The organism is Pseudonocardia cypriaca, assembly GCF_006717045.1.
Lineage (GTDB): Bacteria > Actinomycetota > Actinomycetes > Mycobacteriales > Pseudonocardiaceae > Pseudonocardia > Pseudonocardia cypriaca.
Window position 1 is genome coordinate 258,064 of record NZ_VFPH01000002.1, and the last position, 24,967, is coordinate 283,030.

At 72.4% G+C, this 24,967-nt stretch carries 22 protein-coding genes; 2 read left to right on the forward strand and 20 right to left on the reverse strand.

From position 1 onward, the window contains the following. Positions 1-26: 26 nt before the first annotated feature. The 3 genes from FB388_RS18960 to FB388_RS18970 are packed head-to-tail and all read right to left on the reverse strand — an operon-like array spanning position 27 to position 4,843. Positions 27-1,787 carry an ABC transporter ATP-binding protein gene (locus tag FB388_RS18960; RefSeq protein ID WP_142103540.1) on the reverse strand — a complete coding sequence of 587 codons (1,761 nt, stop codon included), beginning with the start codon at positions 1,785-1,787 and terminating at the stop codon, positions 27-29. Continuing rightward, positions 1,787-3,523 carry an ABC transporter ATP-binding protein gene (locus FB388_RS18965; RefSeq protein WP_142103541.1) on the reverse strand — a complete coding sequence of 579 codons (1,737 nt, stop codon included), beginning with the start codon at positions 3,521-3,523 and terminating at the stop codon, positions 1,787-1,789. Before FB388_RS18965 ends, FB388_RS18960 begins: the two co-directional genes overlap by 1 nt. Positions 3,524-3,529: 6 nt before the next feature. Beyond that, positions 3,530-4,843, reverse strand: a complete 1,314-nt coding sequence (locus FB388_RS18970) for a lysine N(6)-hydroxylase/L-ornithine N(5)-oxygenase family protein (protein ID WP_246122177.1) — start codon at positions 4,841-4,843, stop codon at positions 3,530-3,532. A 254-nt stretch (positions 4,844-5,097) separates the two neighbouring features. Between FB388_RS18970 and FB388_RS18975 the strand changes: the two genes are divergently transcribed. After that, positions 5,098-6,048, forward strand: coding sequence for an ABC transporter substrate-binding protein (locus FB388_RS18975; RefSeq protein ID WP_246122179.1), 951 nt, complete (start codon positions 5,098-5,100; stop codon positions 6,046-6,048). A 60-nt stretch (positions 6,049-6,108) separates the two neighbouring features. Here FB388_RS18975 and FB388_RS18980 read toward each other — a convergent pair whose 3' ends face one another. From FB388_RS18980 to FB388_RS19025, 10 genes are all read right to left on the reverse strand, one after another. Further along, entirely contained in the window at positions 6,109-6,693 is a 585-nt protein-coding gene (locus FB388_RS18980; RefSeq protein ID WP_142103544.1) for a dienelactone hydrolase family protein, read from the reverse strand. A gap of 66 nt (positions 6,694-6,759) precedes the next feature. Next, positions 6,760-7,215, reverse strand: a complete 456-nt coding sequence (locus FB388_RS18985; protein WP_142103545.1) for a DUF4383 domain-containing protein — start codon at positions 7,213-7,215, stop codon at positions 6,760-6,762. Between the two features lie 157 nt (positions 7,216-7,372). Next, the gene (locus tag FB388_RS18990) at positions 7,373-8,041 is read right to left on the reverse strand and encodes a fasciclin domain-containing protein (protein ID WP_425468567.1); all 669 of its coding nucleotides are present in this window, start codon (positions 8,039-8,041) and stop codon (positions 7,373-7,375) included. A 153-nt stretch (positions 8,042-8,194) separates the two neighbouring features. After that, the gene (locus tag FB388_RS18995; protein ID WP_246122181.1) at positions 8,195-9,781 is read right to left on the reverse strand and encodes a molybdopterin-dependent oxidoreductase; all 1,587 of its coding nucleotides are present in this window, start codon (positions 9,779-9,781) and stop codon (positions 8,195-8,197) included. Between the two features lie 93 nt (positions 9,782-9,874). Beyond that, complete coding sequence (locus FB388_RS19000; RefSeq protein ID WP_170225915.1) at positions 9,875-10,798, reverse strand: zf-HC2 domain-containing protein; 924 nt, start codon at positions 10,796-10,798, stop codon at positions 9,875-9,877. A gap of 5 nt (positions 10,799-10,803) precedes the next feature. Continuing rightward, on the reverse strand, positions 10,804-11,403 hold the full coding sequence (locus FB388_RS19005; protein ID WP_142103548.1) for a sigma-70 family RNA polymerase sigma factor: 600 nt from the start codon (positions 11,401-11,403) through the stop codon (positions 10,804-10,806). Between the two features lie 101 nt (positions 11,404-11,504). Further along, the gene (locus tag FB388_RS19010; RefSeq protein WP_142103549.1) at positions 11,505-12,560 is read right to left on the reverse strand and encodes an endonuclease/exonuclease/phosphatase family protein; all 1,056 of its coding nucleotides are present in this window, start codon (positions 12,558-12,560) and stop codon (positions 11,505-11,507) included. A 77-nt stretch (positions 12,561-12,637) separates the two neighbouring features. Further along, positions 12,638-13,627 carry an LLM class flavin-dependent oxidoreductase gene (locus tag FB388_RS19015; RefSeq protein WP_142103550.1) on the reverse strand — a complete coding sequence of 330 codons (990 nt, stop codon included), beginning with the start codon at positions 13,625-13,627 and terminating at the stop codon, positions 12,638-12,640. A 33-nt stretch (positions 13,628-13,660) separates the two neighbouring features. Beyond that, positions 13,661-14,569 carry an SMP-30/gluconolactonase/LRE family protein gene (locus FB388_RS19020; protein ID WP_142103551.1) on the reverse strand — a complete coding sequence of 303 codons (909 nt, stop codon included), beginning with the start codon at positions 14,567-14,569 and terminating at the stop codon, positions 13,661-13,663. Positions 14,570-14,592: 23 nt separating this feature from the next. Further along, complete coding sequence (locus FB388_RS19025) at positions 14,593-15,921, reverse strand: MFS transporter (protein ID WP_142103552.1); 1,329 nt, start codon at positions 15,919-15,921, stop codon at positions 14,593-14,595. A gap of 187 nt (positions 15,922-16,108) precedes the next feature. Here FB388_RS19025 and FB388_RS19030 point away from each other — a divergent pair, with 187 nt between their 5' ends. Next, positions 16,109-16,828, forward strand: a complete 720-nt coding sequence (locus FB388_RS19030) for a TetR/AcrR family transcriptional regulator (RefSeq protein ID WP_142103553.1) — start codon at positions 16,109-16,111, stop codon at positions 16,826-16,828. 1,217 nt (positions 16,829-18,045) lie between these two features. Here the strand turns inward: FB388_RS19030 and FB388_RS19035 are convergent. Genes FB388_RS19035 through FB388_RS19065 form a run of 7 tightly spaced genes read right to left on the reverse strand, consistent with a single transcriptional unit; the run spans position 18,046 to position 24,966 of the window. Further along, positions 18,046-19,116: a maleylacetate reductase gene (locus FB388_RS19035; protein WP_142103554.1), complete on the reverse strand. Its 1,071-nt coding sequence runs from the start codon at positions 19,114-19,116 to the stop codon at positions 18,046-18,048. A 9-nt stretch (positions 19,117-19,125) separates the two neighbouring features. Then, complete coding sequence (locus tag FB388_RS19040; RefSeq protein WP_142103555.1) at positions 19,126-20,091, reverse strand: dioxygenase family protein; 966 nt, start codon at positions 20,089-20,091, stop codon at positions 19,126-19,128. A gap of 30 nt (positions 20,092-20,121) precedes the next feature. Beyond that, complete coding sequence (locus tag FB388_RS19045) at positions 20,122-20,520, reverse strand: nuclear transport factor 2 family protein (protein ID WP_142103556.1); 399 nt, start codon at positions 20,518-20,520, stop codon at positions 20,122-20,124. Beyond that, positions 20,517-21,377, reverse strand: coding sequence for an NAD(P)-dependent oxidoreductase (locus FB388_RS19050; RefSeq protein ID WP_142103557.1), 861 nt, complete (start codon positions 21,375-21,377; stop codon positions 20,517-20,519). Before FB388_RS19050 ends, FB388_RS19045 begins: the two co-directional genes overlap by 4 nt. Before the next feature lie 4 nt (positions 21,378-21,381). Then, on the reverse strand, positions 21,382-22,359 hold the full coding sequence (locus FB388_RS19055; RefSeq protein WP_142103558.1) for an aldo/keto reductase: 978 nt from the start codon (positions 22,357-22,359) through the stop codon (positions 21,382-21,384). A gap of 28 nt (positions 22,360-22,387) precedes the next feature. Next, the gene (locus FB388_RS19060) at positions 22,388-23,878 is read right to left on the reverse strand and encodes an aldehyde dehydrogenase family protein (protein ID WP_142103559.1); all 1,491 of its coding nucleotides are present in this window, start codon (positions 23,876-23,878) and stop codon (positions 22,388-22,390) included. Next, a complete protein-coding gene (locus FB388_RS19065) occupies positions 23,875-24,966 on the reverse strand; it encodes a zinc-binding dehydrogenase (protein ID WP_211362102.1) in 1,092 nt (363 codons plus the stop codon). Before FB388_RS19065 ends, FB388_RS19060 begins: the two co-directional genes overlap by 4 nt. Position 24,967: the final 1 nt, after the last annotated feature.

A 24,967-nucleotide genomic window follows, 5' to 3' on the forward strand; every position in this document is an offset into this window, starting at 1 on the left:
TCCTTCCGCCAGATGTCTTCGGCGAGCTAGTGATCGGCCGTGGCCCGTGACCGCCACGCGCCCCAGAGCTGGGCGTACCGCCCACCGGTCGCGAGCAGGTCGGAATGGGCGCCGGCCTCGACGATGCGTCCGTGTTCGAGCACGATCACCCGGTCGGCCGCCGCGGCCTGGGTGAGCCGGTGGGCGACGATCAAGGTCGTGCGGCCGGTCGTCGCGGCCGCGGCGGCCTGCTCCAGCCCGCGCGCCCCGAGGCTCCCCGCCTCGGCGGTTGCCTCGTCGAGGATCGCCACCGCCGGATCGCGCAGCACCAGCCTGGCCAGCGCGAGCTGTTGCGCCTGGGCCGCCGTGAGGGCGCGACCCCCCTCCCCCACCGGCGTCTCGACGCCCTCGGGCAACGCGTCCACCCAGTCGAGCGCGTCGACGCGCCCCAGCGCGGCGCGCACGTCGTCGACCGTTGCGTCCGGGCGGGCCAGCCGGAGGTCCTCCACCAACGGCCCGGCGAAGACGTGCACCTCCTGGCTGACGATCGCCACCTGCCTGCGCACCTGCTCGGCGGTGAGCTCGCGCAGCGGTACCCCGCCCAGCCGGACCGAGCCCGCGGACGGGACGAGCAGCCCGGCGGCGATGGCCGCGAGGGTGGTCTTCCCCGCCCCGGTGGAACCGACGAGGGCGACCCGTTCCCCCGCCTCGACCCGCAGGCTGACGCCGTGGAGCACCGGGACGCCGGGTTCGTAGCCGAACTCGACGTCCGTCAGCTCGAGCGAGGAGTCCGCCGGCACGCGGGCCACCTTCAGCGCGGACGGGGCCTCCTCCCGGATGCCCAGTACCCCGACCAGCCGAGCCAGGCCCGCGCCCGCCGACTGCACCTCGTCGAAGCTGTGCAGCACCGTGCCGACCGGGTCGAAGAGCCGGTGGAAGAGCAACGCGGCGGCTGTGGCCGCACCGACCGTGACCATTCCCCCGCGGACCAGCACGAACCCGACGACCAGGATCACCGCGAGGCCCACGAACTCGGCCCGGTTGGTGCGCCCCACGAAGCGGGTGAACAGCGTGACGATCGAGATCGACAGGTCCCGCGCGCGGACCGCGGCGGCGTCGATCTCGGTGAGGTGCCGCCGCTCCAGGCCGTAGGCGTGCACGGTCCTGGCCCCGAGCATGCTCTCCATCAACGCCTGGGACCGCGCCGCGACCGCCTTGCGCTGGTCGGCGTACATGGGGGCCGACCGCGGCAGGTACCAGCGCAGGCCGAGGACGTACAGCGGGACCGCGGCCAGCCCGGCCAGCCCGAGCCGCCAGTCCAGTCCCGTCATCGCGACGATGCCGAGCACCGCCACCAGCAGCGAGGAGATGACCTTCGGCAGCACGTCGGTGACGGCGCGGCCGATCGTGTTGACGTCGTCGCCGATGCGCGACAGCAGATCGCCCTTGCCGGCCTTCTCGATCATCGCGGTCGGCAGCGTCAACGCCCGCTGCACGACGCGCTCGCGCAGCGTGGCCAGCACCCGCTCACCGAGGCTGCTGGTGAGGTACGTCGCCGCCCCCGAGGAGATGCCGCCGACGACCGCGGCGACGAGCAGGACGACCGAGATGGTGACGATCGACGACGACGGCTCCTGACCACGGACCCGGTCGACCAGCTCGCCGAAGACGTACGCCGGCAGCACGGCGGCGGCCGCCGCGACGACCCCGACGCCGAGGGTGCCCGCCGCGAGCGAGAGGTGGTTGCGCAGCTCGGCGAAGAGCCACGACCAGGACTCGCGCGCCCCGGCGATGGGTAGCAGGTCCATCAGCGCAGCACCGCCTTCCGGTACTCGCCGTCGCGCTCCACCAGCTCGTCGTGGGTGCCGGTGGCGCGAACCACGCCGCCGTCGACCACGACGACCCGGTCGGCGGTGGCGAGCAGGATCGGGCTGCACGTCACCAGCACCGTGGTGAAGGTGTGCTCCGGGCCGTGCCGCTGTGATCCGTGCCGCAGCGCGGACAGCCCGCGCGCGATGGCGTGCTCGGTGACCGAGTCGACAGCGGTGGTCGGGTCGTGCAGCACCAGTACCGGCGGCCGGGCGTGCAACGCCCTCGCCAGGGCCACCCGCTGCCGCTGGCCACCGGACAGGCTGGCACCCCGTTCCGACACCGCGGTGTCGAGCCCGCCGGCGTGGGTGTCCACGACGTCGGCAGCGGCCGACGCCCGCAGAACGTCGTCGAGGAAGGCGCGATCGGCCGGCGGGTCGTCCACGAGGATGTTCGACGCCGCTGTGATGTTCGAGAGCACGGTGCCGGTGAAGATGTCGGTGTTGTGCGGCTCGACGAGCAGTGCCGCGCGCGCCTCGCCGTGCTCGACGGACGCCAGGTCGGTGCCGCCGACCGCGATGGTGCCGCGGTAGTCGTCCGGCGGCAGCTGCCCGGACAGCACCGTGACCAGCGCCTCCGCATCGGCGGCCTGCGGCGCGACGACACCGACGAGCTCCCCGGGCGCCACCGAGAGGTCGAGCCCGTCGATGCTCCCGTAGCGCAGGTCCACGATGTCGAGGCCGTGGGGCGGGGCGTCGAGCGAGCGCTGCCCCTCCGGCACGAGCGCCGGGGCCGACAGCACCATCGCGACGCGGTTGGCCGATGCCCTGGCCTCGGCGACCCAGCTGGGCACGACGGTGAGCTGGGCGAGCGGCTCGATGAGGAACTGGGCGAGCCCGATCACCGTGACGAACTGCCCGACGCTGATCGCGCCGTCCAGCGCCAACCAGCCCGCGGCGATGGCGATCCCAGCGGCCAGCAGGTTGCTGATCGTCGCGGAGGCCCCCTCGAAGCCGCGTTGGGTGCGGGCCGCACGGAGCGTCGCCCGCAGCGAGCGCCTGCTCACGTCCCGGTAGCGCCGGGCGGCTGCCGTCTCCGCCCCGATACCGCGCAGCGGTCGCAGGCCCGAGACCAGGTCGGTGGCCACGGAGGCGGCCCGCCCGGCCGTCTCCTGCTGGTGCTGGATCCGGCGCGTGATGAGCGGAGCGCTGAAGTGCAGGAACAGCAGCACCAGCGGCGTTCCCAGCACCACGCCGAGCCCGAGCGGAACGTTGATCGTCAGCAGGGCGACGGCGCACACGGTCGTGGCCGTCAGGGAGGCGACGATCCGGGGGATGTAGTCCAGTAGGTAGGAGGCGTTGTCGGCGTCGCTGCTGGAGATCGTGAGCAGTTCGCCGGACCGCAGATCGGTGCGTATGCCGCGCGGCTGCAGGATCTTCCCGGCGACCTCCACGCGCAGCGTGCAGCCTTCGCCCGCCTCCGCGTAGGTGAGCAGCCGAGCGCCGAACCGCCACATCAGCGACAGCACCACGAACAGGACGGCCAGCACCGCGATCCACAGGACGAGCGCTGCGACGTCACCCGTCGCCACCGCTCGGTCGATGATCACGCCGATGACCACCGGGACCAGGGCCTCGCAGATCTGATGCGCCCCGTACATCGCCGACCCGAGCGTGAGCCACCGTCGGTTGCGGACGATCCCGCCGATCAGGACTCGTGAACCAGTGATCTGCATCGGTGGCTACGCGGAGTCCCGGGCCGGCAGCAGCGAGTCGGTGATCGACTCCAGGATCTCGGCGGAACGCACGGCGATGTTCGACAGCAACGAGGAGCTCAGGCCGTGGGTGTGTTCCGTGCCGCCCTGGAGGTAGATGCCGCCCGAGAGCCGTTCCGAGGCCTGCAGGCGGTAGTCGCGCGTGACGTGCGGCTCGTCGTCCAGCTGGTCCGGGTCGCAGACGTCCGCGAGGAGGCCCCGGAGCGGCATCGGGTCGAATCCCGTGGCGTACACGACGGCGTCGCAGTCGAGCGCCGTCACCGTCCGGGTCGGGTTGTGGACGATCTCCACGCGCACGCCGTCCGGCTCCTCCTTCACGGCGCTGACGCTCGATGCGCCGTGCAGGAAGAGCCGCCGCTCACCGGAGACCAGCTCGGCGTACTCGCGCTGGTACAGGCTCTGGATCAGCGGCAGGTCGACGCACGAGTAGTTCGTGGACCGGTGGTAGTCGAGCAGCTGCCTGCGCACGGCGGGATCGGCTGCGAAGAAGTCGTCGACGGCCGCGGGGTCGAAGACCCGGTTGGCGAACGGGCTGTCGTCGGCCGGGCTGTAGCCGTAGCGGGCGAAGACCCCGTGCACCTCCGCAGCGCCGAAGCGGTCGTGCAGGTACTCCGTGACCTCTGCCGCGCTCTGACCCGCACCGAGCACCACGAACCGCTGGTGTCGCAGCTCGGGGAGCTCGTCGAGGTGGTCGAGCAACCGGTGGTTGTGGAACTGGCGCACCGAGGGCTCGACCCCGCTCGGCAGCCGCGGTGTCAGGCCTCCGGCGAGCACGACGTTCCGGGTGCGCAGCACGGCCGGGCCATCCGGTCCGGCCGTCTCCACCTCGAGCCACCGGCCGGTGTCCCGCACCGCGACCGCCTTGGTGCCGTACCGCACGAGGGCCGACACCGACTCAGCCGCCCAGAACAGGTAGTCGTGGAACTCGAGCCGGGTCGGGAAGAAGGTCTGGTGGTTGATGAACTCGGTGAGCCGGTTCCGCTCGGCGAGGTAGTTGACGAAGCTGTAGCGGCTGCGCGCGTTGCGCTGGGTCGCCAGGTCCTTCAGGAAGGAGATCTGCATCGTGGTGCCGGGAAGCAGCATCCCGGTGTGCCACCCGAACCGTTCCTTGGCTTCGACGAACTCGGCTCGGACGGGCCGCGGGCTCGCCGCGTTGTGCTCCTCGATCGCGATGGCGAGGCCGAGGTTGGACGGCCCGAAACCCACCCCGACGACATCCAAGGGCTCGTCGCCCTCGCCCTCTGACCCTGCGATCCCCGGAGGCAGCGTCCCCTCGGACATGACGAGCGACATGATCACCTTTCGCCGAGTTGATCTTAGGATAGCCTAGCCTAAGAACGCGGCCCGTCAACAGCAGTGCTCCACATCACTGCGGCCGCCATTGGCCCGGAGCCTCGGACCGCTACACACTGCCTACCTCGTCCTGCGAGGTAATGCTAGCCTCAGCTAACTTTTCCGAAGGAGCGTTGATGCGACCGAGTCACCCGGGCCTCTCCGGCAGAGACAACAGGAAGTTCCCGGGCAGCCGGGTCCGGTTGGGCACCGCACTCGTCGCACTGCTCGTCGCCATCGTCACGGTGACCGGCTGCAGTTCGGCCACGACCACTGCACCCTTGCAGGAAACGGTCACCATCTCGCACAAGTTCGGCGAGACGAAGGTACCGAAGGATCCCGCTCGGGTCGTCACCGTCGGCTGGAACGACCAGGATTTCGTGCTCTCGCTCGGCGTCGTCCCGATCGTGACGCGAGCCTGGTTCGACAGTTACAACAACTACCCATGGGTTCAGGAGGCCACCGGCGGAAAGGGGGTCGCCACCATGGGCGGAGACGGGATCGACTACGAGGCCGTCGCCGCGGCGAAACCCGACGCCATCTTCGCCGTCTACGAAACGGTCGACCAGCCCACCTACGACCGGCTCTCGCAGATCGCGCCGACGGTGATCCAGTCCGCCGAGTACCCGGACGAGGAGACCCCGTGGCACGTCCAGCTGCTGCTCACCGGTAAGGCCCTGGGCAAGGAGGCCGAGGCGCAGGCCCTTCTCGACGAGGTGAACGCCAAGATCGACGCGGCCAAGGCAGCGAACCCGGCCTTCGCCGGCAAGGTCCTCGTCGAGGACTTCGGCCCGGAGAACGGTGGTCACTACCTCATCGGCAAGGGCGATCCGCGGCGCGCGCTGTTCGACGCACTCGGATTCGATGCGCAGGAGCACACGGGCGACCTCAGCGAAGAGCGGCTGGCGCTGATGGACCGCGATCTGTTGTTCGTGAACGGGGCCACCAAGGAGCAGATGACGGCGTCCCCGGTGTTCGCCCGGCTGAACGTCGTGCAGAGCGACCGCGCCCTTTACACAACGTTCGATTCCAACCTGAGCGGCGCGCTGTCCTACAGCGGCCCGAAGGCCCTGTTGTACGCACTGGACCAGCTGGTGCCGCAACTGTCGAACGCCGTCAACGGAAAGCCGGTCGCCGACCTGTCCAACGCCTGAGAGGCGTCCGGACGGGATGGATGCCCGCGCCGACTTTCAGAGATCCATACGTCGGCTCCGTCAGATCCGCCCGAGGAACTCCACGATCCGCTCGGTCAGCAAGGTGGTCGCTGCGGCGTCGTACGACGCGAGTGAGCTGTCCTCGAACAGGTGCTCGTCGCCGCGGTAGAGGTACAACTCGGCAGCCGCGCCGACCTCGTCCACGATCTCTCGGGCTGCGTCGATGTCGCCCTCGCCTGCGAAGTACTCGTCGGCGTCCATCCCGTGGATCTGCACGGGGACGCCCTCGGGCCAGGGACCGACCGCCCACTCGCCGGTGATCGGCAGGCAGGACTCCATCAGGATCGCGCCGGCCGCCCCCGTCCGCGTCTGGGCCAGCCGCTGGGCCTGCACGACCCCCCAGGAGATTCCGGCGTAGACGAGCGTGGACGGGAGGTCGGCGGCTGCGGCGTTGGCCAGCGCGGCGAAGTCCGGCGCCACCTCGCCCTGGCTGAACGCCGCGCCCTCCTCGATCGAGGGGAAGGTGCGGCCGCCGTAGAGATCGGGGGTGTGGACGGTGTGACCGGCGGCGCGGAGACGGTCGGCGAGCTCGACGACACCGGGCGTGAGTCCCTGGACGTGGTGGAACAGCAGGACTTCGACCATGGCGAGGCTCCTCCGCCGATCGGCAACCTCTGGGCATTCTGGACCAGTTGTACCCCGGGGCGGCGTTCAGACGGTGTCGGCGGCGCGGCCTCGGCCGAGGAGCACCCCGAGGGCGATCATGCCGATGGCCAGGGCCAGGTGCAGCCAGTTGTCGGCGGTGTTGACCGGGACGAAGTTGGCGGCGCTGTCGTGGTCGATCACCAGTCCGTAGACCCACAGGACGGCGTAGACGACGCCGCCGTAGATCAGGAAGTTGCGGGCACCGCCGAAGGTGCGGGCGAGCACGAGCCCGGCGACGCCGAAGCCTGCGTGCACGATGTTGTGCAGGATCGACACCGCGAACAGGCCCAGCAGCAGCGCGCCGGATCCGTGGCCGGCGAACGACAGCTGGTCGTAGCCGGCCGTCACGCCGGGGACGAACCCGAGGATGCCGACCAGCAGGAACACCCCGCCCACGATGGCCGCGGCGAGCTGGACCGGGTGACGGCTGGCGCGGACGCGCGAGCCGGGAGTTTGCGACATGAGTGTGCCTCTCTTCGATCTGGTATCAAATCTTCCGGTGTTCATCGCCGATCACGATGCGATTCGGGAGAACTGGAGCCGGCAGGGGCGGCCCGTTGAAATCGACCGCCCCTGCGCGGGTTTCGTGCGGGATTCACCGATCCCGCTCACAAGGCGGTCAGCCTGCGGGCATGAGGACCTTGTCGATGACGAACACGGTGGCGTTGTCGGTCGGGATGTTGCCGCACAGGACGTTGGCGGTATTGCCCTGACCGTCGGTGATGGTGGGGGCCGCGGCGGTGCCACCGATGGTGACCTGCCCGCCTGCCAGCTCGGTCACCGTCTTGGCCTCGGCGAGGCCTTCGGCGTCGTAGCGCTTGGGCACGACGTGGTAGGACAGCAACCCGCCGAGCTGCTGCTGGTCACCCAGCAGTTCGTTGAACGCCCTGTTGCCCAGCGCCTTCTTGACCTCGTCGAACGCGCCGTTGTAGGGGGCGAAGACGGTGATCGCCTCCTGCGAGTTGAGGGTGTCGGCGAGCCCGTCGACCTTCCCGACCGCGGTGACGAGCGTGGTGAGCAGCGGGTTCGTGCTGGCGGCGCTGGCCACCGGCTGCGGGCCCATGTTGTTCAGCGACCCGGGCGCCTCCCCCTGTGGGAGCTGGGAGCAGGCGGGGCCGAACACGTCCTCGTTGGTGGTCACGCCGTCCGCGGCGGCTGCGGCCGGCGCCGGGGTCATCGGCGCGGCCGGTGCACCGGATGCCGTTCCCTCCGCACCGCCGCCGCAAGCAGCCAGGGTGAGGGTCAGTGCGGCCAGGGCGCCGAGAGCGCCGACTCGGTTGATGCGCACAGAAATCTCCTTCGGAAAAGCATCCCCGGATGGGCCGGGCTCGTAGAGCGTTCGGTGCCGCGATCCGAACGGTTCACCGATACCGGTAACGGATCGATAACGCGAGCGGCGGCTGTTCCGACTCACCCATCGGAATTCGATCGCGCGCGGATATCAGGCGGTCGTGAAGATGGTGGCGGGCCAGCCGGAGGCGCCGTCGGGGATCGGGTCGGCGCGCTGTTCGGTCTGGGTGACGCCGTTGCGATCGGTGGCGCGGGTCTGCACGGTGTGGCTGCCGGGGGTCAGTTCGAACTCGGTCCGCCACATCCGCCAGGTGTCGCCACCGACCTCGGCCGAGAGCTCCGCCCCGCGCCACGGGCCGCCGTCCATCCGGACCTCCACCCGGCTGATGCCGGTGGGCTGGGACCAGGCGATCCCCGCCACGGTCACGCGGCCGGCGGGGACGGTGGCGAAGCCGCGCGGGGTGTCGATGCGGGACTGCACCTTGATCGGTGCCTTCTGCGCCCAGCCGCGTTCGAGCCAGTAGCCGGGTGCGGCGTCGAAGGTGGTGACCTCCATGTCGACGACCCACTTGGTGGCCGAGACGTAGCCGTAGAGGCCGGGCACGACCATCCGCACCGGGAACCCGTGCTCCGGCGGCAAAGCTTCGCCGTTCATGCCGATCGCGAGCAGGGCACCGCGGCCGGGTTCGAGCAGCACGTCGGTGGGCGTCCCGGTGTACCAGCCGTCGATGCTCGTGGTGAAGACCTGATCGGCCCCCGGCCGCACCCCGGCTTCGAGCAGCAGGTCCCTCAGCTCGACCCCGACGAAGTTCGCCGTCGAGATCAGGTCCCCGCCGACCGGGTTGGACACGCACGTCATCGTGATCGTGCGCTCGACCAGCGGCCGGGCGAGCAGGTCGTCGAACGTCAGCGTGAACGGGTTGTCGACCATGCCGTGGATCGGCATCGACCAGTCCTGCGCGCGCTGGGCGGGCACCCGCAGCGCCACGTCGATCCGGTAGAAGTCCCGGTTCGGGGTGATGAAGGTGGGGGTGCCCAGCTCGGGGAACGCCGCCCCCGCGGGGATCGCCGGCGCCCGCTCGACCAGCCGCAGCCGGGCCAGCTGCTCGGTGACCCGCTGCCGCGAGTCGCCCACCCCACTGAACAGCAGCCCACCCGCGCCGGCGCCGAGCGATGCCACGGTGACCGCGGCCGATGAGCCGATCAGCACGCTGCGCCGTGACGGTCCCGCACCGGCACCACCGTCGGTGCGGGCGCCGGGGTCGACCGGCCGGTAGGAGCGCACGGCGATCGCATGCAGCCCGGTGAACACCGCCGAGCCGACCACCAGCGCGACGACCGGCGCGACGAGATCAGCTGGGGCGAACACCGGGGCGGACACCACCGCGGCGAGGGCGAGCACTCCCAGGACCGCGACCACGACCACGCCCGGGGTGCTGCGGCGGCGGGACGCGAGCCCGGCGCCCGCGGCCACGGCCACGATCACCACTGCCATCCCGGCCAGCAGGATCGGCTTGTCCGCCACCCCGAAGGTGGTCTTGGCGAACTCGGTGAGGGTCCGTGGGGAGAACCGGATCACCGTGTCCCCCACCGCCAGGAACGGTGACGACGCCGGCGAGACGACCCCGGCCACCAGATGCCCGAAGCCCACCGCCGCGGCCACCGCCAGCACCCCGACCACCGCGGCCGGGAGGCGTGGGACCCCCGCTCCCGGTGGGGCGGGCTCGGACCGGGTCACGGTGGCGCTCATGCACGGTGTTCGCGGCACGCGCGCTTTCGGTTCGATCCTCCGCCGAATCTGCTCGGACGGTCGCCGGCGGCGGACCGGTGGTCAGCTCTGCACCTGACCGCTGGCCACCACGATCGTGGGTGCGGCCGGTGCGACCCGGCCGGGCTCGAGCGAGACCGCATAACCGATGAACGGCTGTTCCCCGGCGGCCGGACCGAGCTGGTGCACGCCGGGGCCGGGTGCACCGTCGGCGACGTCGAACGTGCCGATCGGCTCCGGGGCGGCGTCGGTGCTCACGCCCCACAGCACGTAGATGCTGGTGGCGGCGTCGTTGGCCGGCAGACCCGCGGTGACCACCGTCCGCGCGGACGTGCCCGCGACGACTGCGCCGACCGGCCGGCCGTCGCTGGTGCTCAGCGTGGCGTGGCTGGTTCCGGGGCGATCGACCTGGGTGAGCACGTCGGCCAGGGCCTGCGACTGCGCGATCTGCGCGTCGCGCTGTTGCTGCAGCTGCACCGTGTACGCCGCGAGCCCACCGACGCCCGCCACGGCCACCACCGCGACCAGCGCGAGCGCGGCCACCACGAGCCGGCGCCTACGTCGTCCCGGGCCGCTCGTCCCGCGCCCGCGCTGGGGCTCGGCACCGGCCTGCGACCGCCGAGGACCAGAACCCCCGCCCGACCGGGTTGCCGATCGGGCCGGGTCGGTCGGGGGGCGAGCTCCGGCGACGTCCTGCCCGGCGGGACGGCGGTAACCGGTGGAGTAGGTCGCATCGGGTGTGGGATCGCGGCCGGTCTGGGGGGTCCGCGCCGCCTGGGCGAGGATGTTCCCGCGCAACCTGGCCGGCGGGTCGACCTGCTCGACCGCTGCGGCCAACGCGGCGGCGGTGAGCTCGGTGTCGGCGACGGTCGCCCGGCACGACGCGCACCCGGCGAGGTGTTCGCGCAGCGCTGCTTCCTCGTCGGGTTCGAGTGCGTGCAGCGCGAACGCCACGGCGTCCTCGCTACGCCGGCAGGTGTCGTCCACGCCGCTCACCACGACCCCCGAGCATCCTGCACATCATCGGCGTTGCCGGCCGGGTCGTCGAGCGAAGGCCCGAGCAGGTCCCGCAGCCGCCGCAGACCGGTGAACATGCGCGACTTCACCGTCCCCACCGCCACGCCGGTCATCAGCGCGACCTCGCTCTGGGTGTAGCCACCGTAGTAGGCCAACGCCAGCGCTTGGCGCTGCGGGCCGGACAGCTGCGCGAGCGCGTCCCGGACCTGACCGGCCGCGACGGCGTCGATCGCGGCCTGGTCGGCGCCCGGCGCGACCGACTGCCCGGTCGCGGGGTCGTCCTCGACCCGCTCCCCCCTGCGGCGAGCCGCGCTCTCCCGTCGTACCGCATCCACCGCCTTGTGGTGCACCAACGTCAACAGCCACGTGCCGAAGCTGCCCCGCTCCGCGTCGAACCGGCCGGGATCGCGCCACACCGCCACGAACGCCTCCTGCACCACGTCCTCGGCCAGGCCCTCGTCCGCGCAGACCCGACGAGCCAGCGAGTACGCCCGCTTCCCCCATCGGTCGTACAGGTCGGCGAGAGCCGACGACGATCCCGCGGCCACCCCGCGGACCAGCTCCACGTCGGTCACGTCACCGGGCGGGCGCGGTGACCCAACGGCAGCGGACCTCGACGGAGGCGGCTCCCGGCGGTTGCGCCCACCTTGTGCGTCGGCACCAACCACGAGGCTCCTCACACACGGTCTTCGCCGCGACTCAGCATCCGGTTCACATCAGTCTTCCCGGAAGGTTCCTGGAAGGCGAGCGTGACGAGCAGGGCCGGGTGGTCGGTGGCTCCGCGCATGTCGATCGTGCGGGAGCTGTCGACGACGAGCTCGGGCGTCGCCACGACGTGCTGCACGCCGCCGTCGTCGGCGTCCGCGGAACCGGCCGGCAGGCAGGACTCGAGGTCCGGGCTGCTGCCGGAGCCGAGGTTCAGGTCACCTCCCAGCACCACCGGCGGGGCCCCGTCCCGCGCCCGCACCTGCGGGATGATCGTGCCGAACAGGTACCTGCACTGGGCACCCGCCACCTCCCGCTCGGAGTGGGCCAGATGCGTGGTGCAGACGGCGACGGCCGAGGTGGCGACGCCGTCCAGACACAGCCATGCCCGCCCCTCCGAGCTCTGCTCGTCCTGGATCGGGTAGATCCCCCCGCCGGCGGCCGCCCCGGACGGGGTCGGCCATCGGGAGACCATCCCGATGCCGTACTCCTGGCCGTTGCGGCAGCGGACCGCCTCCCCGGTGGCCCCGTCGAGCGCCGCGTGGAATGCGGAAGTGACCACGCCGCCGGGCACCACGTCGGCGAGCGCTCGCTGCAGCACCGGCACGTCGCCGTGGCAGACCTCGTTCAGGGTGACCACGTCGGGCCGCTCGACGTGGATCACCGCCGCCGCCTCGGCCGTCGAACGGCCGGTGTAGCAGCCCGCGAACCCGCTGCCGCAGAGGTTCAACTGCAGCACCTGCACGTGCACCGGCGCTGCGACGGCCGGGGCTGGCGGACGAAGCGCGGGCTCGCCCGCGTCGAAACCGCTCGCCACCGTGGCGCACCCGACCAGGCACGCGATCAACGCCGCCCCCATCGCTCGGTACCACCGGTCGGCGGGGCCGCGTCTCGCCGGCCCACCGTCCGGGTCGTCCGCCGACGCGCCGCGGTCGGCCGACCGCTGCACCACGTCCTCGGCGGTTGTGCCCACCTCGGGCGTCAGGCCCGAGGCCGCAGGCGGACCGGGAATCAGCGACAGGCTCACACCGGCGTGTTCGCAAGCCGACCGTCAACGGTTCGACCCCGTGCGCGGTCCCGCTACGGACCGACCCGGACCTCCAATCAGGACGTCGCCGCCTCGAGGAACTTCTCGAGCTCGGCACCCGGGTCAGGTCCGCAGGGCTGGAACACGAGCTCGGTGACCCCGTGGGAGGCGAGCTCGTCGAGGCGGCGCCGGACCCGATCGCGGGTGCCGCTGATCGTCACGTCCTGGAGCATCGCGTGGCCGCCCGCGTCCCACGCCGCCCGGTCGGCCTCGTTGAGGTGGACGCAGTGACCGGTGTGGACCGCCAGGTGCCGTTGCTCGAGGGGCGCCTTCTCCACGACGCCCATCCACTCCTCCCCACCCGGGAGCGTGCGCACGGCGTCGGGGCCACCGAACTCGTAGGCGCCGTGGTAGGCAAGGGCCCAGCCGGGGCCGCCTGCGACGCGAGCGTGGTCGGAGTCCGACGCCTCCCCCTCGTCGAGCACCGTGCCCCACGCCAGGTAGGGCACCCACGAGTACTCGCTCATGAACTCCGGGAGCTGCAGCGTCACGTAGAGCCCGTCACCTAGCTCGCGGGCGACCTCGTGGCCCTTGGGTCCGAGCGCGCCGACGAGAACGGGGACGTCGACGGGCCGGGCGGGGGCGTGCCCGTCGGGATGCAGCATCTGCATCTGCGCGCCCTCCCACTCGACGACCTCGCCGCGGAGCAGCCCCCGGTACGCGCGGATGTAGGACTCCATGTACGACCACGTGATCGCGCGGTACCCCATGGCCCGGCGCCCGGTGAAGCCCGTGCCGAATGAGACGGCGACCCGGCCGGGGGCGAGGGCGGCGAGGGTGGCGGTCGCGGCTGCGTTCACCATCGGGTGGCGCAGGCTCGGGACCAGGACGCCGGGGCCGAGCCCGATCCGCTCGGTCCGTTCGGCCGCCAGCGCGAGGGTCATCCACACGTCGGGGCTCTGCTGAGGCGTGTCGTAGACCCAGGCCCGGGCGTAGCCGAGGCGTTCCGCCAGAACGATGTTGTCCGGCGAGTCGAGTGCGGTCGGGAAAGCGCAGGACACCTCCATGGTGCCTCCTGTTCGCGGACGGATCGGTCGGGGTCAGGGCAGCCCGGCGTGCGGGACGTCGACGTGGACGGCCAGCAGCTGGGCCTCGCGGACGGGCCTGCGTTCGTGCTCGGGGAACGAGGGTGCCGCGCACAGGAACAGGGTGCGGCCGTCGTCGCCGCCGAGCATGCAGGCGAAGACCCCGGTCCCGGGGGCGATCTCGTCGATGATCTCGCCGCCTTCGCGGACCCGGATCACGCGGGAACCGACGGCGTCGGCCACCCAGATCGCACCCTCGGCGTCCGCGCAGATTCCGTCGGGAGCGACCTGGAGCCGCTGCACGGCCTCCCCGACGTCCTCGGTCTGCGGGGCCTCCCCGAACTGCGCCCACACCCGCCGGTTGCGCAGCCCGCCGTCCTCGTCGATGTCGAAGGCGGTCAGCCGCCCGGCGAAGGTCTCGGCGACGACCAGGACTCCCCCGTCGAGGATCACCATGCCGTTGGGGAACCCGAGGTCCTCGGCCACGGTGCTGACCGTGCCGTCCGGGTCGACCCGGGTGAGCGTGGTGTAGCGCAGGGCGGCGCCGCCCATGAGGTCGAAGCCGAAGTTGCCCACGTAGGCGCGACCCCGCTCGTCCACGATCATGTCGTTGAGCACTCCGGTGACGGCGCCGGACAGGTCGGCGTGCTCGGAGAGCCCGCCCGACCCGCTGCGCACGAGGATGCGGTGATCGCGCATCGACACGATGAGCGCCCGCCCGTCGGGCAGGAAGCCGAGCCCGGACGGCTGGCCGGGCACCTCGGCAACGACCTCGGTGGTGCCGCGGCAGTCGGTGGCCACGACCTGGTTGGTGTAGAAGTCCGAGACCCACAGCCTGCCGTCACGCCACCGCGGGCACTCCAGGTAGGAATACCCGTCCAGCACGACCGTCGGCTCGCCGGCCGTCAACCGTCCTCGCCCCATCCTGATGCTCCTTCGTCGTGGTCCTAGACCGATCCGGGCACGGATGCCGCGCCGGCGCGATCGTGGTTCCGCTCGCGACGCATGGCAACCGCGAGCGCGGGCACCAGTGCGAGACCGACGCAGCCGACGGCGACGATGACGTAGTACGGCGCGATGAGGCTGCCGGTCTCCTGTTCGACGAGCCCGTAGACGTAGGGGCCGACGAACCCGCCGGTGATCCCGACGGTGTTGATGAAGGCGAGCCCGGCCGCCGCGACGAGGCCCGACATGCGAGCCATCGCCACCGACCAGAACAACGGCAGGGTGCCGAGGGCGAAGAAGTTCGCCAGGAAGACCAGGCCGACGCTCAGCACCGGGTTGGTGGACAACAGGAGGCCGGTCATGACCAGCACGCCGGCGCCCGCGCACACCCCGATCAGCACGACCTCGCGGTGGTAGCGGCGCGCCAGCCACGGGAAGAACAGGACACCAGCGAGCCCGGCGATGCCCCCGCCGCCCGCCACGACGCCGATGAGGAACGGGCTCTTCAGGCCGAGCGACTGCAGCAGCGCCGGGAAGTTGAACCCCACCCCCGAGCTGATCGCCTGGTTGATGACGTAGATGCCGGCGAGCAGGAGAACCGCGGGGCGGCCGAACGCCAGGCGGAGCCGGCTGTGCCCGCTCTGCGACGAGGCCGCGTCGCCTGCGGCCCGCTCCGTGAGCGCCGCCGCTTCCTCCTCGGTGAGCCATTTGGCGTCGACCGGCCGGTTGGGCAGCGCGAACCACACGACGGCGCCGACGACAACGGTGGCGAGGCCCTCCACGAGGAACATCCACTGCCACCCCTGCAGGCCGCCCAGGCCGTCCAGCTCCATGAGCGCCCCACCGATGGGCGACCCGATGAAGATCGCGATGCAGGGTGCGGTGTAGATCAGCCCGACGACCGTGACGCGGTGCTTCTGGGAGAACCACACCGTGACCAGGTACATCAGGGCGGGGAAGAGCCCCGCCTCCGACGCCCCGAGCAGCAGCCTCAGCAGGTAGAAGGACCACTCGTCCTGCACGAACATCATCGCGGCCGAGACGGCGCCCCACGTCACCGCGATCCGGCTGATCCACAGCCGGGCACCGACCCGGTAGAGGACCAGGTTGCTCGGCACCTCGAGGAGTGCGTAGCTCAGGAAGAACAGGCCTGCACCCAGCCCGTAGGCCGCCGCGCTGAGCCCGATGTCGGCTTCCAGAGCCGTCTTCGCGAGCGCGATGTTGGTGCGGTCGACGTAGGACATGAAGTACGCGATGCCGAGCACCGGCAGCAGCCGTACCACGGCTTTCCTGGTCGCGGTCTCGTGCAGCAGGTCCTTCGCGTTCGTCATCGAACGGTCCTCCGCTTCGAGGTGTGGTCGGCGAGGTCTACTGCTGACTAAGCGCATAGTCATCTGAGAGAGTAGGTGTGTCAAGGCGCACACCGGGCCCACCGCCGCCGACCACCCCTTCGTCGCCGGAGCCGGCGCCCGCCCGGAGCTAGGATCGGCCCGGAAGGGCAGGAAGGGACGTCTCGGCATGGCGAAACGGCAGGCCCGCTTCACGCCCCAGGAGCTGGAGGACGACCCCCGGCTGCAGGACCACTCGCCCGACCTGTGGGGCGACGAGTTCGGGGACGTCCCCCGTCGACTGCTGACGTCGGCGGTCCGCTGCTTCGCCGCCAACGGGTTCCACGCGACCACCACCCGCGACATCGCAGCGGGGGTCGGGCTGAGCCCGGCCGCGCTGTACGTGCACTTCCCATCGAAGGAGCTCGTGCTCCACGAGATCGTCCGGATCGGCCACGAGCGCGCACTCGCCCACGTGCAGGGGCCGGAGATCGACTCGGTGGCCGGGGCGGCGGAGCGGCTGCGCGTCCTCATCGCCAGGTACACGGCCTGGCACGCGCGTCACCACGTCGCCGCGCGCGTCTGCCAGTACGAGCTCAACGCACTGGCCCCCGACCACTACGACGAGATCCGCGAGCTGCGGCACCGCACCAACGAGGTCTTCCGCGCCGCCGTCGCCCGCGGCGTCACCGACGGCACGTTCGCGCCGGTGGACGTGAACCGCGTGGTTCGCGGCATGTTGTCGCTCGGGATCGACCTCGTCCGCTGGTACCGGCTGGACGGCCCCGACTCGCCCGAGCAGCTCGGCGAGTTCTACGCCGGTCTCGCCCTGAAGATGGTGCTCGACACGGCGCCGGACGGGCACTCCGGCGACTCGTCCGCCCGTCCCACCCTCACGGCGAGCGCATAGGGGCCGGCGCTGGCACCGTGATCGGCCCGCGCGCGGTGTCGTCTGGCGGCGCACCCGGTCGACGGGGCGCGTGGCCGCACGCCGGTCGCGTCGGCCGGCACGAGGTGCGTGGCCGCCAGCAGCGCTCCGGGCTTTGTGCGTTCCGCGGAACGCAGCCTGTGCCCTGGGCTCTTGTGCGTTCCGCGGAACGCAGCCGGTGCCCTGGTGGTGCCGTTGTGGTGGCCAGCGGTTTCGGCGGGCGCGCCGTCCCCGGCTCGGGCCTCCCTGCCTCACCTGTCCGCCCGCGGCTGCTGGTGTGGCGAGCCGATTCGCCCCTCCCCACCCCTCGTGGAGATGGCTGGGTTGGGTCAACTACCGAATTCTGTGGTTGCTCGGGCGGCCGTCCCCGACGCGGGGCACGGCGGTCCCGAAGAGCGCCCGACCTGGGTGCCAGGCAACCGGCTGTGGTCCCGTTCCCACTCCGAGCAACCCCTGCCAATCGGGCATGATCACGGGAATCGGGACATGAGCCGCACCCATGCACCTCAGGTCCCATTCCTGCCCATCATGGACCTCAACGCGGACCGCCTCGTCCCTGTTGGTCTCGCCTGACCGTGCGGGCGTGAGCTGGGGGTGAGGGTCGGGACCACCGCCGGTTGCGTGGCACCAGACCGCGGCGGTCTCGTCCCCCACCGCCGTGCCCCCGCGTCGGGGACGGCCGCCCACGCACCACGGAACTCGGTAGTTGACCCAACCCGGCCACCCCCCACAGCCGAATGGGCCGACGAGAACCCGGGCGAACACGCGAGATGCCGGCAACGGGGGCGAGCGCCGAGAGGCCCGAGCCGGGAACGGCGCGCCCACCGGCAGGTTCTCCGACCCTGCCGACCCGACGGGAACCGATCAACAGAAGCCGGGACCCGCGCCAGTCGGACGACCATGATCCGAACTGGCGGTTACCCATGGCTCTGCCGGCAACCTTGGACGCCCGATACAGCGGATCATGCCCACCAAGATCGCGAGTATCGGTTGCCCACGGCTGTCACCGCAGCAGTAGGGAACCGATACTCCGGATCATGCTCGCGACCCGGAACGGGCCCGGTGACAGCACGCCACCCAGCCGCGGTAAGGGCCGAACTCGATCTAGTGCCGGGGTCCCGGCGGCCGCCGTGCACACCTTCCCGGCACGAAACACGCCGCCGGCCATGTGCACCGACGCCCCACGGCGTGCACGCCCGTTACTCGTCCAGCCCACCGGGCGGCTCGCCGGCCCACGCAGCGCGCAGGAGTGCCGCGACCCCGTCCGCGGTGACCGGCGCCGGGTTGGCGTAGGGGTTGGCGACCACCTGCTCGGCGATGCGGTCGATGTCGGCCTCGGCCATACCGAGATCCACCAACGCGCGTGGCGCTCCGAGCCGGCCGGCCAGGTCCCAGAGACCGCGGGCCGGGTCGGCGGAGTCGATGGCGCGGCCGATTGCGGCCGCCGCCTGCGGGGCCGCGTGCTGGTTGTAGGCCAGCGCGTGCGGGAGCACGACGGCGTGCGTGGGGGCGTGCGGTAGGTCGAGGGTGCCGCCGAGGGCGTGGCAGAGCTTGTGGTGCAGCGACATCGTCGTCGCGCCGAGGCAGGCGCCGCACAACCAGGCCCCGTAGAGCGCCTCCGTGCGCGCATCGAGGTCGGTGCTGTGATCGACGAGGGTCGGGAGCGCGCCGGTGAGCGCGCGTATCCCCTCCTGCGCCATCAGCGAGATGATCGGCGAGGCATCGGGCGCGTACAGCGCTTCCACCGCGTGGGCGATCGCGTTGAGCCCGCTGGTCACCGTCACCCCGACCGGCAGTCCCACGGTCAGCTCGGGGTCGTAGACGACGGCGGCCGGGAGCACTCGCGGGTCCCTGCCGGTGCGCTTCCGCCCGTCCTCGGTCAGCCCCCACACCGGCGTCATCTCCGAGCCCGCGTAGGTGGTCGGCACTGCGACGACGGGCAGGCCGTGTTCGAGCGCGATGGCCTTGCCCAGACCGACCGCCGAGCCGCCACCGACTGCGACACAACCGTCCGCGCCGAGCTCGACGGCGCGCTCGCGCGCGCGGCGGGCGACCTCGACCGGAACGTGCATCCGGGCCTCGGCGTGCACCCCGGCCGACAGCTCACCGAGGGTCTCGGCGATCAACTCGCCCGTCCCGGTCTGCTCGGGAGAACACAGGACCAGCACCCGCCGCAGACCCAGGCGGGCGACCTCCCCCGCCAGCGCGCTCACGGACCCCGCACCGAACCGCACCCGCATCGGGAGCGCGTCATAGGAGAACGACCGCATGACCCGGGATCACGCCTCGCCGTCGTCGCCGGCCCGGAGCCCGACGTCGAAGTGGACGGTCCGGAACGGGTTGGGCAACCCCACCTCGGCCGCCCGCTCCGGATCATCGACCGTGGGGAACTCGCGAACGAGGCTCTGCTTCACGCCGAAGACCGCGTCGGAGTCGATGTAGGGCGTTCCCTCGACGAACAGGTGCGTCGTCAGCGTCCGCAACCCGGGCGCGGTCACCTCGAAGTGCATGTGGGCGGGGCGGTACGGGTGTCGCGACGTCGCCTGCAGGAGCCGGCCGACCGGGCCGTCGACCGGGATCGGGTAGAAGCGCGGCACGATCGTGCGGAACCAGAACCGGCCCTCGTCATCCGCGGTGAACAGCCCGCGCAGGTTCAGCTCGGGCTGCACGCCGGGCTGCTGGACGTCGTAGAAGCCTTCGGCGTTGGCCTGCCAGACGTCGACGAGAGCGCCCGGCACGGGGGTCCCGCCCGGTCCGGTGACCGTGCCCGTCACCAGGCACGGCTCCCCCTTGCCGTCCTCGGCGATGTTCACGCCGAGCTCGCGCCGCGGGGACTCGACCATGTGGAACGGTCCCTCGACGGTCGACTCCGTCACCGTCCCGCCGGCCCGGTTGTTGATCGTCTCGACCAGCATCGAGGCGCCGAGGACGTCGGAGAGCAGGATGAACTCCTGCCTGGTGCCGGAGCACATCTTCCCGGTCGCGGTGAGGAACGCGATGGCCTTCGCCCACTCGGCCTCGGTCAGTTGGACGTCCTTGACGAACCCGTGGAGGTGCTCGACCAAGGACACCAGGATGGTGCGCAGCCGCGGGTCGGGCGTGTCGGCGAAGCTGGCCGCCACGACCTCGGCGGAGCGCTCCTCGCTGAACAGCTCGGAAGCGCGGCCCGGCCCGGGTCCGGGTTCGTCGAAGGGGCCGCCGTTCCCGCTGTCGGGTTCGCTGACGGTTCGCCGTGGCTGGTTCATGCCCATCGTCCTCTGCTGGCGAGTCGAGACCTACCGACCGGACCGGTGTACACCGCCGGGCGGCAGGACGGTCGGTTGGTAGGCCAGCAACCGCCAGTCCCCGTCGGCGCGCACCCACACCGCGAGCGAGCGGTTGGCGAGCGTCTTCTCGACCCCGCCCACCGTGAGCTCGGAGTGCATCTCGCCGATGACGACCGCGGTGTCGCCGGTGACGACGATCCGGTCCACCGGGTGGTCGATGCGGTGGTAGACGTAGTGGCCGGAGCGGCACTTGGCCAGGTAGGAGTCGAGGTCGTCGAGCTCGCCGTTCGAGTGCGTGTAGGCGAGCTCCGGGTGGGCGAGCGCGGCGAAGGCGTCGAAGTCGCCGGAGACGACGGCGGCGTAGCGCCGGTCCTCCAGCGCGCGCACCCGCTCGGCATCGGACGTCATGGGGCCATCCTCCCGGTTTGCGCGCGCAGCGCGGTGAGCACACGTGCCATGTCCTGCTCGGCGAGCCCGGCCGCGGCGGCGCCGTCGAGCCCCGCGGCGACGGACTCGGCGACCGGCAGCTGCAGGTCGTGCGCGGCGGCGAGGTCGAGCGCGAGCCGCACGTCCTTGCGGATCAGCGACACCGGGGCGGCGACCCCGGCCGCGTCGGGCGCGAGGAACGCCTCCCGCTTGTACTCGACGTACGGGGCGCCCGCCGCGCTGGTGCGCAGCACGTCGTAGAAGACGCCCGCGTCGAGCCCGCCGGCCTCGGCCAGCAGCATCGCCTCCGCCACCGCGTGGTTGAGCGCGGCGAGCACGGCGTTGACGGCCAGCTTCGCCGCCTGTCCCGAACCGACCGCACCGGTGTGGTGCTGCAGCCGGGTCATCGCCGCGAGCACCGGCCGGACGTACGCGAACTGCTCGGCGGTGCCACCGACCATCGTGGTGAGCTGCGCGGACCCGGCGTGGGCCACGCTGCCCGACACCGGGGCGTCCACGACGACCGCGCCCCGCCCGGCCGCAGCGGCTGCGAGCGAGCGGACCGCGTCCGGCCCCACGGTCCCCATGACGACGTGCACGTGCCCGGGCTCGACGGCCGGGAGCAGGTCGTCGACGAGCAGGCCCCGGGTCGCCGCGGCGTCGGGCAGCATGCTGATGGACAGCGCGGCGCCCGCCAGCTCCGCCGCCGACCCGGCGGCCCGCACGCCGTCGGACGGCGCGGCAACCGGGTCGAAGCCCAGCACGGTGTGTCCGGCCCGCGCGAGGTGGGCGGCCATCGGCCCGCCCATCCGCCCGAGCCCGGCGAATCCGATCAGCACGGGCTCAGGCGTTCAGCGCGGCGACGAACTCGGACGGGTACCGGTCCCCCGCTGCCGCTCCCGGCGGGGCGGCCGCGTCGATCGCGGCCAGGTCGGCACTGGTCAGCTCGATCGCGACCGCCTCGGCGTTGCGCTCGAGGTTCGCGGTGCTGCGCGTACCCGGGAGCGGGATCACGTGCTCGCCCTGGTGCAGGAGCCAGGCGAGGGCGAGCTGCGGCAGCGTCACCCCGCGGTCCTGGGCGATCGGGGCGAGCGCCCGGGTGATGCGCAGGTTCGTGTCGAGGTGGGCCTCGCCGAAGCGCGGGGCGCCGCGGCGCCAGTCGTCGGCCGGTAGGTCGGCGCTGCTGGTGATCGCGCCGGTCAGCGCTCCGCGCCCGAGCGGGCTGTAGGCGACGAACGCGATGCCCAGCTCGCGGGTGAGCGCGAGCAGCTCGCGCTCGGGCTCGCGGCTGAACAGCGAGTACTCCGTCTCCAGGGCGGAGACCGGGTGCACGGCGTGCGCGCGGCGGATCGTGTCCGGGCCGGCCTCGGAGAGCCCGATGCGCCGGATCTTGCCCTCCGCCACGAGCTCGGCCATCGCGCCCACGGTGTCCTCGATCGGCGTGTCCAGGTCGACGCGGTGCAGGTAGTAGAGGTCGACGTGGTCGACGCCGAGCCGCCCCAGGCTGGCCTCCAGGAAGCCGCGGACCCGGTCCGGCCTCCCGAGCGCCGCGCCCGGCTCGGTGGGGCCGCCGCCGAACTTGGTGGCCAGCACGGCCCGGTCGCGCCGGTCGGCGAGCGCGCGCCCGACGAGCTGCTCGTTGTGGCCGTCGCCGTAGACGTCGGCGGTGTCGATCAGGGTGACGCCGAGGTCGAGGGCGCGGTGGATCGTGGCGATGCCGTCGTCGTCGGCGCTCGGGCCGTAGACGCCGGACAGCCCCATCGCGCCGTAGCCGATGGCGCCGACGGACGGGCCGCCCCGGCCCAGGTGACGTTGCTGCACGGGATGCTCCTGCTCGTGGTGGCGTGCGTCAGTCGAGGCGCACGGTGATGGTCTTGGTCTCGAGGAACTCCTCGATGCCCTCGCGGCCGCCCTCCCGGCCCACACCCGAGGCCTTGTAGCCGCCGAACGGGGTGCCGGGGGTGAACACGAACGGGCCGTTGATGCCGACGGTGCCGGTGCGCAGGCGGCGTCCGACGCGCAGCGCCCGCCCCACGTCGCCCGTGTAGACGCCCGCGGACAGGCCGTAGGCGGAGCCGTTGGCCAGGCGCACCGCCTCGTCCTCGTCGTCGAACGGGATCACCGCGAGCACCGGGCCGAAGACCTCCTCGTCGGCGATCGGCATCCGCGGGTCGACGTCGGCGATCAGGGTCGGTTCCACCCAGTTGCCGCCAGCGGCGGCACCCGGCGGGGTCGCCGGTCCGCCGCCGGTGAGGAGCCGGCCCCCGTCGGCCACGGCGCCGTCCACGAGCCGCAGCACGCGCTGCGCCGCGGCCGGGGTGACGATCGGCGCCGACGTGGTGGCCGGGTCGAACGGGTCGCCGTAGCGGACGTCCGCGGTCTGGGCGCGCGCGGACTCCAGGAACGCCTCGTACACCCCGCGCTGCACGAGCGAGCGGGTCTGGGTCGAGCACACCTGGCCCGACAGGCCCATCGACACGAGGCTCATCGCGGTGCGGGCGGCCGCGTCCAGGTCGGGGACGTCGTCGAACACGATGCTCGGGCTCTTGCCGCCCAGCTCCAGCGCCACGCTGCGGGTGCCGGCGCCGGCCACGACCCGCTCCCCCACCTCGCGGCGCCCGGTGAAGGTGATCTTGTCGAGTCCCGGGTGCCCCGCGAGCGCCGCGCCGGTGTCGCCGAGGCCGGTGACGAGGTTGAACACCCCCGGCGGCAGGTCCAGCTCGGCGATCAGCTCGGCGTAGCGGTGCGCCACCCCGGACGCGAACTCCGACGGCTTGACCACGACCGTGCAGCCGGCCGCCAGCGCGGGCGCCACCTTCTGCGCGAACTGCAGCACCGGCCCGTTGAACGGGGTGATCGCGCCGACCACCCCGATCGGCTCCTTGAGCACGAGCGCCTGGGTGGGGGTGTCCGCGCTGAACGGGGGCGGTGCCGCGCCGCCGAGCTTGTCGATCCAGCCGACGTGGTACTCGACGATGTCGGCGGCCATGCGCGCCGACATCCGGTAGGAGCTGCCGAACGTGATCGGGATGCCGTTGTCACGGGTCTGCAGGTGGTGCAGCTCGTCGGCGTGGGCGCGCAGCAGGTCCGCGAGGGGGCGCAGGGCGAGCTTGCGCTCCCGCGGCGGCAGGTGCGGCCACGGCCCCTCGTCGAACGCCCGCCGGGCCGCGCGCACCGCCCGGTCGACGTCCGCGGCCGACGCGATCGGCACCGTGAAGTCGGCGCGCCCGGTCGCCGGGTCGACGTGCTGCCAGGCCGCGGCGTCGGGTTCGACGAACCGGCCGTCCACGAAGTTGCGGACCGGCGCGGTCGGGGGTGCCGGGAGGTCGAGGGCGGTCACGGCACGACCGCCACGCGTGCGACGTCGCCCCGGTCGGCGGCGCGGAAGGCCTCGTCGATCTCGGCGAGCGGGAACGGCGCGCTCGTGACCTCGTCCCACGGGTAGTCGTCGCGGGTGCGCGAGAGCAGCCCGAGCGCCCGTTCGAGGTGGACGGGCTCGTAGTAGAAGTTCGCGTGCACGGTGGCGTTGCGGAACACCAGCTCGCTGACGTCCACCGGCACCGTGGTGCCCGGGTGCAGGTTGCCGATCTCCAGGTAGCGGCCGGTGCGACCGAGCATGGCGATCCCTTCGACGAAGGCGGACGGGTGCCCGGCCACGTCGACGACGACGTCGCCGCCCCAGCCGTCGGTCAGCTCGCGCACCAGCGCGGTGCGCGCCGCGGCCTCCGGCAGCTCGGTGAGGCTGATCGTGCGGTCCGCGCCGAAGCGCTGGGCGAGCTCCAGGCGTTCCTCGTGCGCGTCGACCACGATCACCTGCCCGGCGCCCAGCTCGCGCGCCACCGCGGTGGCGAACAGGCCGAGGCCGCCTGCCCCCTGGATGACGACGTGCTCGCCGGCCTGCAGCCCGGTCTCCGCGAAGCCGCCGACCACCTGGCTGAGCGCGCAGTTGACCCCGGCGACGACGGCGTCGGGCAGGTTGTCGGGCACCCGGAACAGCGACGTGCCCGGGCGGACGTAGTAGTAGTCGCCGAACGCGCCGTTGAAGTGCGGCGGGTCGGTGCACGGCGCCCGCAGGTAGCCGCGCGCCTCCGGGCAGGCCCGGGTGACGCCCTTCAGGCAGGCGCGGCAGTGCCCGCACGGGGTGAAGTAGCGGAACACCACCCGGTCCCCGACCGCCAGCGGGGCGCCCCCGCTGTCGCGGTCGACGCCGTCGCCCAGCGCGAAGACCACGCCCGTCATCTCGTGCCCCAGCACCTGCGGGTAGGGCCGCCCGAACGCCGTCACGTCGAACTCGCCGCGCCACTGGTGCAGGTCGGTGCCGCAGACGTTGGCCACGAGCGTGCGCACCACCACGGCGCCGGGCTCGGGCTCGGGAACCGGGTACTCCAGCAGCTGCATCGGGCGCCCCGGCCCGGTGAAGGCCGCCACC